This window comes from Rhizobium sp. P1_E1 (assembly GCF_056406015.1).
In genome coordinates this window covers 1-8,903 of sequence record NZ_JBFUAY010000182.1, presented here as the reverse complement: position 1 = coordinate 8,903, position 8,903 = coordinate 1, and the positions used below count along the sequence as shown (strand labels likewise).

The window sequence follows — 8,903 nt, the reverse complement described above, 5'->3', positions numbered from 1 at the left end:
CGCCTGATGCGGGCAACATTTCGGTGCTCGGAGTGCAGGTACCCCGGCAGGCTCGTTCGGCGCGCGCCCGTATCGGTGTCGTTTCTCAGTTCGACAATCTCGACATGGAGTTCACGGTTAGAGAAAACCTGTTTGTCTACGGCCGGTACTTCCGCATGAAAGCCAGGGAGATCGAAGCGATCGTGCCCTCGCTGCTGGAATTTGCACGCCTCGAGAGCAAGGCAGATACGYGGGTGGCCGATCTTTCTGGAGGCATGAAGCGGCGCCTATCATTGGCGCGCGCGCTGATCAATGACCCGCAGATCCTTATATTAGATGAACCGACCACCGGCCTCGACCCGCACGCACGCCACCTGATCTGGGAACGTTTGCGATCGCTGTTGGCGCAAGGCAAGACGATCCTTTTGACGACCCACATCATGGAAGAGGCAGAACGCTTATGTGACCGGCTGTGCGTGCTCGAAGGTGGAGTTAAGATAGCCGAAGGCCGCCCCTTTGACCTGATAAAGGAGCAGATTGGCTGTCCCGTCATCGAGATCTATGGCGGAGACCCGCAGGAGCTTAGCCTTTTGATCAAGCCAAACGCACGGCGCATCGAAATCAGCGGCGAGACGCTGTTCTGCTACACCCCCGACCCAGAACAAGTTCGGGCGCAACTGCGCGGACACTGGGGTCTGCGCCTCCTGGAGCGGCCGCCGAACTTAGAGGACGTCTTCTTGCGGTTAACCGGACGCGAGATGGGGAAGTACCAATGAGTGGAGATATCGTAACGGCATTGCCAGGCGGCAGCTTGAACTGGATTGCGGTCTGGCGTCGAAATTATCTTGCATGGAAGAAGGCGGCGCTGGCGTCGCTTCTGGGTCATTTGGCCGAACCCTTGATCTACCTGTTTGGCCTTGGCGCTGGTTTGGGCGTGATGGTGGGCCGCGTCGGTGGCGTTTCCTATACTGCTTTCTTGGCAGCTGGAATGGTCGCGACAAGTGCGATGACGGCTGCAACGTTTGAGACCATTTACGCAGCTTTCGGCCGGATGGAGGGGCAGCGCACTTGGGAAGCGATGCTCTACACACAGCTGAGGCTAGGCGATATCGTTCTCGGTGAGATGGCCTGGGCGGCAACGAAGGCCGCTCTGGCGGGTGCCGGTATAGGCATGGTCGCGGCCGTTCTAGGGTACACTCAGTGGCTGTCGCTGCTATATGCGCTTCCGGTCATCGCGCTGACGGGTTTGGCCTTTGCAAGCCTTGGGATGGTCGTCACCGCCCTTGCTCCGAGCTATGATTATTTCATCTTTTATCAGACGCTTGTTATCACACCTATATTGTTCCTCTCGGGTGCCGTCTTTCCAGTCGATCAACTGCCAATTGTCTTTCAGACGGCTGCGCGATTTCTTCCTCTGTCGCATTCGATCGACCTCATACGTCCGATAATGCTCGGTCACCCCGTGGTGGATGTCTGCCTGCACGTCGGCGCACTTTGCATCTACATCGTCATCCCATTCTTTTTATCGACAGCCTTGCTGCGACGCCGCCTTTTGCGCTGACGCTCATTGGTGGAGCGCATCCCGACGGAAGATCAATGCTTTGGTCTGTATGGTTAGACAAGCCTTTGCTTGCATCGGCGCAGTAGTTCCCGGCAACGGCTGAAAAGTTCTTCGCTTGCCCCGTTGAAATAATCCATTTTGAAGTAAGCTCTGGCCCATTTTGAGGTGCTACCCGATTTTGGGCCAGCGGGAGCTGGAATTTCCGGGGTTATGGCTCAGCTCGGCGGGGGTGCCGATGAGCCGTTTATAAGCGAAATCGGCACCTTGTTGCCGATCGCGCTATGTGGCCGGAAGCAGACGTGGACGTTCGCCGTCGGCTATTTCGTCACCAAGTCAGTCGCGCAACCCCGCAAATTCGGCGTGCCGCGTCAGTCGTGATCGGATCGCTTCTTTGCCTCGACTGTGATGGGTAAGCGGGTGCTCCGCGGGAGGTCGGGGAGGGAGAGGAGCCACCCGTTCCTCAGCAATACAAAGCCGCCCCACAAGTCATGATTCTCCACCGCGACAACCGGCTCCTCGACATCCTTTTTGGACATATAGATTGATAAGCAGACCCCATTTCTGCGGATCATTGCTTTCATGGGCTGTACCTCCTTTTTCACACCCGTAAATTTTCTCCATTTCGCACCCGTGCGACCCGGCGATGCTGCCACGCTCAGCCACCTCATTGTTGCAGCAAGAGTTGCTGTCGAGGAGGATGCCCGCCTGCGCCAGAATGCTTTCGCAGGCGAGCCCTTTTGCCATCGTTTAGTAGGGCTTTTCAGGCAGGGACGCAGGTGTTCGGCATGGGGCAAATGGCTCTGCATTTGGGCGCGGCGAACTCAACCCTGCACTCCGTGCATATTTTAGGATCGACCACGAATCTGTCAGTTTTGAAACTGATTGCGCCTGAGGGGCACTCAAATTCGCATGCGCCGCATTGGGTGCATTGTGAGGCGATGATTTTGAAGGCCATGATTCAGCTCCTCTGGTTTAGTCAAAGTGTGTCTCAAGTCGTGGTGCTGAAGCGTCGTGGTGAAGCACCGCGCTATAATGAGCGTCGATTGCCTGCTCGATGTAGGAGCCGCCATAAGCGCCCGTTGCTGGAACACCTCGGCGTGCGAGTTTATTCGTAGGGCCATTGCCGATCTGAGAACAAATCAGCAAATCTAAGCCTTCGAGCGCATTGATGATACTGTTGAGAGTAGCCTCCTCCCCCCATCCACCAAGGCAGTACGGATCGATCTTCAGGTGACCAATCAATCCGATGCCTTTTTGACAGACTGAGAAAATTTGTAGTTCCTGCGCGTGACCGAAATGTTCATTGACCCGGCCTCCACCTTTGGTGGTTACAGCAATAAGGAGAAGTTCGTCAGATGGACCTGAGACCGGTATGGCCGCGCCCCTTGCTTCCAATGTTTGGGCGCGTCGCTCGCGCTCGATCAACTTGCGATAGGCATGGCGCTTGCCACTGTCGTTGGTCGCTTCAGCTGGGAGTTGGGAAATCTTGAATTCGTTTGCGCGATCATCACTGAGCAGACCGACTGCATCGGCACGGCACTGGCGGCAATGGCGCATCACCTTCGTGTCGCCTTCAAGCCGGTCCCGGAGCGCGATTAGTTCGGAAGGTGTAGGGCAACGCTGATCGTTCATGCCATAGAAAGTGCCATGTGTWGGCTCTGAAATCAGGGGCATTACGTTGTGCATGAACGCACCCCTGTCCTTGACCCACTTGTTAACATCGATGAGATGCTCGTCGTTGACGCCTGGGATCATCACGGAATTGACCTTGATGAGGATGCCGCGTTCTGCCAGCATTTCGAGCCCCAACATTTGCCTCTCATGAAGGATCCTGGACGCGTCGATACCGTTGTAGCGGCGGCCGTCATAGAATATCCAGGGGTAGATCTTGGTCCCGATCTTCGGATCTACCATGTTGATGGTGATCGTCACGTGCCCGACATTCATGTCGACAAGCTCGTCGACGTGTTCAGGAAGTGCGAGACCATTGGTCGAGATGCAAAGCTTGACGTCAGGGATTTCCCGGGTGATCGGTATGAGCGTCGCCTTTGTTTTCCTCCAATCGTAGCAGGCATCGCCTGGCCCGGCGATGCCCACCACCGAAAGCTGCGGCACTTCGTTGGCGACCGCCATGGCCCTGCGCAGCGCCTGGTCGGGAGTGAGCCTATGGGATGCTACTCCTGGCCTGCTTTCGTTTGCGCAGTCGTATTTTCGATTGCAGTAATTGCATTGGATATTGCAGGCTGGTGCGACCGCGAGATGCATCCGCGCGAAATAGAGATGCGCCTCCCGCGAGAAGCACGGGTGGTCTTTGATCTTTTCAATGATTGCTGGAGCCATAGCATTCGGCTCTGAACTACCACGGGACGAAGACGCATGGTCACCGAACGTTGTTGCCTCCGACTCACGTGCGGCAGGTGCTGTGTTGGTGATCCTACACTTACTCATCCCTCTGGACATTACGAACTCCAATGACGCTTGAAAGCTCAGTTCCGCGAGCAAGAGCGATGCCAGTCTGAGAAACGTCACCCTGCCAGCTGGATATGCTCTTCGTTGTCCGGTTTAGACCTCTTTGCTACAGGTTTCGTCGGAGACACGACAGGGCCGCTTGGTAGACCTTGTCGGGTGGGGGAAACTAGAATTGCCGGGCGTCAGTTGGGCGCGACCTGCCGCAGMAGGTCTGCACCAATGACCTCCTTGACTAGAAGAGTTTTCGTTCGATCCCGTGCCGGCGCAGAGAGTAACCGACCTGTCGCGGCGTACGACCAAGGAGCCGCGCAGCCTTAGCCTGATTCCCTCCGGCCGTCGCCATCGCCTGTTCCAACCGTTCTCTGCCGATCAGACCTGAGTGTCCCATTACGGCTTCGGCCGCGAAGACGGCGGCATCACGCGGCTGTCCCATTGACACGGTTTCACCTCGAGCGAGCCCATGAACTGCGCCCTTGCCAACTCGCTCGGCAACCGCCTTTTTGAGGAGCGGGGAATAGCATCGACCCTGTTCACAGGCGAGATCTTGAGGAACGATGATGTCCGAACGGGCGAGAGTTGCGGTCCTCTGTGTGCAGTTTTGCAGCTCACGAATATTGCCCGGGAACTCGCATTTCGAAAGGATATCAAGTGTGGAGGGTGCAAAGCTTAACGAACGGCCGTTCTCCTTGTTGAAACGCCGAAGGAATACTTGGGCCAAACGCGGGATGTCACCGTCGCGTTGCCTCAGTGGTGGCAAAGTGATCGGTACGACATTGATCCGGTAATATAGGTCGGCTCTGAATTCTCCCGCCGCCACGGCCGTTTCGAGATCCTTATTGGTCGCGCATACCAACCTGACATTTACTTTCAATGTTCTCGTCCCACCGACACGCTCAAGTTCGCCTTCCTGCAAAACGCGCAGCAACTTGGTCTGARACTCAGCCGAGATTTCTCCTATTTCGTCGAGCAGCAAAGTTCCACCGTGCGCCAGCTCGAACCGACCTACTTTCTGAGAGGCAGCGCCGGTGAAGGCGCCTTTCTCGTGCCCGAATAGTTCCGATTCCAGAACGCCTGCCGACAGCGCAGCGCAATTCAACTTTACGAAGGGCTTTTCGCGGCGCGGCGAGGAATCGTGTATCAGCTTTGCAAAGAATTCTTTGCCCGTACCGCTCTCACCTCGCAACAGGACAGGCGTGTTGCTCCTTGCGACAATCTGGGCGATTTCAAAAACCTCCCTGAGTGCGGCACTCTCGCCCACAATCTCAGCACCCGGCCGCACTGCAGATTTGGGCATCTTCTCATCATCGGATCCAGCCACGGAACTACTCCATTCAGCACGTGGTTGAGAGTGCTTTAGGCACTCAGGACAATCCTGGAACGTCCTCCGCGCTACATATTGCACTTCGAAGGTCAATAAAAATTACAAATTGGTAGGGCGCTCCACCAGCCGATTCGTCATTGCTTGCTTACCATGCGCTGGGCCAACGAATGGCTGTATCAACTTACAAAAGAAGCTGTTCATCCAAACTTGAAGAGAACGCCGAACCCACCTTGTGGATACGTCCACTTAATGTCGCCGTCGGGTCCGCATAACACGTTGCATGTCCCGCATTCCAAGCAGCCATCGGAAACGATGATTACCTGACGTCTGTCGTTCAGCTGGTAGCATTTCGCCGGACACACTTGCGTCAAGGCGATTAGGTTTTGGCTTGGAAAGAGGTGTTTCCTGACCGATATGTGTGGGCGGCCCGGGTCAACCAGATATCGGTTCTGGTAAAGCTTGTCCTCAACACGCCGTTTAACGATGGCCTTCATCTGGATCTCCTTTTAGCGCCACGCGCGGGCGAGCCGGACTGCGTCTGAAATTAATCCCCACCGGGATCGTGCTTTCAAGAAGGCGGCAGACGTGGCCTTTTCCTTGTCGAGTTTTGAAGTTCCGTCGACACGGACGAAACTTTGCGCAGCCTTAGATATCAACTTTGGATATGAAACAAACAGGTTCTGGCTGTTGGCATGGAGAAACCTTGGCATCTCGTTATGCTTCATCAGATCTTTGATGACGAAGGATGAGTCGAGCATGCTCTTGTACAAAGCCAAGTTGCTTTTCACCATCGAGCCGCCGCGATCCTTTACGTCTGCAATCGCTTTACCCGCCAGATACCCTGATGTCATTGCGAGGTTCGAGCCCTCGCGATGTGCGGTGTTGTTCAACTGGGCCGCATCTCCAACCACGACCCACCCATTGCCGAAGAGCTGTGGGATAGCCGTATAACCGCCTTCCGGAATGAGATGCGCAGCATATTCCTTCACCTCAGACCCGGCGATCAATGGTCGGATCGAAGGATGGTGCTTGAAGGCTTCAAGAATGTCGTATGGCCTTTCCATGGCTGCGGCCAAACCGGAAACGAGGCATCCTATCCCAATCGAGATGGACTCCTTGTTCGTATACAGAAAGCCAAGCCCCGGGACTCCCCGTGAAATTGTCCCACCTGCCTCGATCACACAGCCTTCGTCTGCAGTCAGGCCAAAGCGTTCTGCGATAACTTCCTCCGGTAGGAAATGCATCTCTTTCACGGCAAGTGCCACGCTGTCCGGCTTGGGCGTTTCGCGCAAACGTCCTAGTGTTCCTAGGAAGCCGTTCACCCCCTCAGCAAGCACCACGACGTCGGCAAGGATGGCCCCGCCGGGGCGGTCGGTGCATACGCCTGTGACGTTGCCGCTTGAATCCTGGATAAGTCTTGTGGCCAATGTCTCGCAGAGAACGGTGCATCCGGCCTCTCGCACCTTGGCCGAGAACCATCTATCGAATTGGGCACGGATGATCGTGTATCGGTTTGGCCTCCGTTCGTTAAAGTCATCCGACCGATAGTGAATTCCGGTGTGCGACGCGCCGTCCATGATCCAGAAGCGTTGCTCGACGAGATGCCGTTCAAGAGGCGCGTCATCGCGGAAGTCTGGAATGATCTTTTCCAGCGCGTCGGCGTACAGTATCGCTCCTTGAACGTTCTTCGAACCCGGGTACTCGCCGCGCTCCAACTGCAGCACTTTCAGACCACGCATGGCCATCGCATAAGCAGCCGCGTTACCCGACATACCTGCCCCGACGACAATCGCGTCAAATTTCTCGCCCTTCATCAGCCACACCTCAGTTTACTTGCATCGATTGGTTATGCGGCGGTAGTCGCCTGGTGAACGCCGCGGTCAGCGCYGGCAGAAGACCGATGGCATCAGCCACAACTGCAACATGGGCGAAATCGAAGATCGGGGCGTTGCTGTCGGTGTTGATGGCAACGATCAAGTCAGCCCCTTCGACACCAACCCGATGTTGGACTGCCCCTGATATTCCAGCCGCAAGATAGAGCTTGGGCCGGATCGTCTGGCCCGTTTGGCCAATCTGTCGATCAACCTCCATCCAACCTTTTTGAACCAAAGGTCGGGAGCAGCCGAATTCACCGCCAATCGTCCTCGCTAGAAGCATCACACGTTCCAGATTCTCGGCGGTGCCAATACCAAGCCCGCCAGCGACCACGATATCTGCATAGGCGAGGTTGATTTTTTCCGATCGTTCATCCGGAAGGAAGCCGAGAACCTTTGTGACAATCTCTTCCTCAATCATCATCAAGTCATGCCGAATGATAGGTCCAATCGCATGGGTCACGCGTTTGGGGGTCGCCATGACCCGGGGTCGCACTGTCGCCATTTGCGGGCGAGAGTTGAGAGTGTAGATCGTGCACAGCAGCGAACCGCCAAATGTCGGCCGGGTCGCTGCGAGCGAGCCGTCTGCATCGACATCCAATTCGGTGCAGTCAGCCGTAAGCCCTGTTTCCAAAGTAGTTGCCACAGAACCGGCAAGATCTCGCCCAAGCGAGGTGGCGCCAAGAAGCAAAATTTCCGGCTTATGAAGGATGACCAGGTCTGAGAGAGCTTTGGTGAAGGGCTCGTTTCGGTAGTCCGATAGCAGCGGCGACTCGACGAGGTAGGCGAGATCGGCCCCGTAAGCGAACGCCTCTGCAATGGCAGACCGAACTCCCAGGCCTTCCGCGGTTCCAATAACCACTCCCGCCAGTTGAACGCCAAGCTTATCGGCAAGCTTGCGCCCTTCACCGAGTAGTTCAATAGACACGGGATGCACTTGGCCTCGTTCCAGCTCGATGAAAACCCAGACGTGTCGATTGTCGCGGAAGTGTCTGGGCAATTCCTTCTTCGCGCTGGCGCGACTGACCATTGGAGACTGACTTTCAGCTTGGTGGGCTTCCATTTATGCTCCTTGTTTCTCACGTGAGCCCATTCGGTTGAAAGCTCGCTTCCAATGGGGGCTGGTGCTCGAAGATCGATGCGATTATTTCGTCAGCCAGCGGACCGCACTGGTCATCGTTTACTTCGATTTGGATTGCTTTTTCGGCCCGTGGGGTGGGGGCGAATACGCGCTTGACGACGGTCGGTGATCCTCTCAAGCCGCAATTAGCTATCTCCACAATACCGGCGTCGGCTGCACGCCAGGTCGGTATTTGCGCGCGTGCGGCACGCAACGCGTCAGCGACGGAGCCTCGACGGATGGCGTTGACGCCTTCAAGGACACTGATCAAGCACGGCAGTTGGCTCTTCAGCATTTGTGTGCCGCCTTCCGAACGGCGCTCCACCGTGATCTCTCGGGCATGAAGATCGACTGAAACAATTTTCGTTACGTAGGTCAGTTGTTGCAGTTCGAGACGCCTGGCAATCCCCGGCCCCACCTGCGCAGTATCGCCGTCGATCGTCTGCTTGCCAGTAAACACGATCTCAGGCGCATGGCGGAGTCCAAGGTTCGTGATAGCTCGCGAGATAGCAAATGAAGTTGCCAAGGTGTCTGACCCGGCGAAGTGACGGTCGCTCAGGAGTACCGCTTCATCTGCGC

At 56.1% G+C, this 8,903-nt stretch carries 11 protein-coding genes; 3 read left to right on the top strand and 8 right to left on the bottom strand.

From position 1 onward, the window contains the following. The 3 genes from nodI to AC1D1Z_RS30425 all read left to right on the top strand — a co-directional run. On the top strand, window positions 1-755 hold a 755-nt coding region (gene nodI, locus AC1D1Z_RS30435), incomplete at its 5' end, for a nodulation factor ABC transporter ATP-binding protein NodI (RefSeq protein WP_477852590.1). After that, window positions 752-1,540, top strand: coding sequence for an ABC transporter permease (locus AC1D1Z_RS30430; RefSeq protein WP_063474973.1), 789 nt, complete (start codon window positions 752-754; stop codon window positions 1,538-1,540). The genes nodI and AC1D1Z_RS30430, both read left to right, overlap by 4 nt. 210 nt (window positions 1,541-1,750) lie before the next feature. Beyond that, complete coding sequence (locus tag AC1D1Z_RS30425; protein ID WP_477852587.1) at window positions 1,751-1,918, top strand: hypothetical protein; 168 nt, start codon at window positions 1,751-1,753, stop codon at window positions 1,916-1,918. Here the strand turns inward: AC1D1Z_RS30425 and nifT are convergent. The 8 genes from nifT to AC1D1Z_RS30385 form a co-directional block, all read right to left on the bottom strand. After that, on the bottom strand, window positions 1,909-2,121 hold the full coding sequence (nifT, locus tag AC1D1Z_RS30420) for a putative nitrogen fixation protein NifT (protein ID WP_477852585.1): 213 nt from the start codon (window positions 2,119-2,121) through the stop codon (window positions 1,909-1,911). The two genes, AC1D1Z_RS30425 and nifT, sit on opposite strands and share 10 nt — an antisense overlap. A gap of 179 nt (window positions 2,122-2,300) precedes the next feature. Next, the gene (locus tag AC1D1Z_RS30415; protein WP_032491862.1) at window positions 2,301-2,495 is read right to left on the bottom strand and encodes a 4Fe-4S binding protein; all 195 of its coding nucleotides are present in this window, start codon (window positions 2,493-2,495) and stop codon (window positions 2,301-2,303) included. Between the two features lie 17 nt (window positions 2,496-2,512). After that, complete coding sequence (nifB, locus tag AC1D1Z_RS30410) at window positions 2,513-4,000, bottom strand: nitrogenase cofactor biosynthesis protein NifB (protein WP_477852583.1); 1,488 nt, start codon at window positions 3,998-4,000, stop codon at window positions 2,513-2,515. 241 nt (window positions 4,001-4,241) lie between these two features. Beyond that, entirely contained in the window at window positions 4,242-5,327 is a 1,086-nt protein-coding gene (gene nifA / locus AC1D1Z_RS30405; RefSeq protein WP_477852581.1) for a nif-specific transcriptional activator NifA, read from the bottom strand. A gap of 200 nt (window positions 5,328-5,527) precedes the next feature. Further along, window positions 5,528-5,824, bottom strand: coding sequence for a ferredoxin family protein (locus AC1D1Z_RS30400; protein ID WP_032491859.1), 297 nt, complete (start codon window positions 5,822-5,824; stop codon window positions 5,528-5,530). Window positions 5,825-5,836: 12 nt separating this feature from the next. Next, window positions 5,837-7,144: an FAD-binding protein gene (locus tag AC1D1Z_RS30395; RefSeq protein WP_414815985.1), complete on the bottom strand. Its 1,308-nt coding sequence runs from the start codon at window positions 7,142-7,144 to the stop codon at window positions 5,837-5,839. Window positions 7,145-7,154: 10 nt separating this feature from the next. Next, window positions 7,155-8,267 (bottom strand): electron transfer flavoprotein subunit alpha/FixB family protein, encoded by a 1,113-nt coding sequence (locus AC1D1Z_RS30390; protein WP_414815984.1) that lies wholly within the window; start codon window positions 8,265-8,267, stop codon window positions 7,155-7,157. A gap of 16 nt (window positions 8,268-8,283) precedes the next feature. Next, the coding region (locus tag AC1D1Z_RS30385) for an electron transfer flavoprotein subunit beta/FixA family protein (RefSeq protein ID WP_477852577.1) at window positions 8,284-8,903 on the bottom strand (620 nt) is incomplete at its 5' end.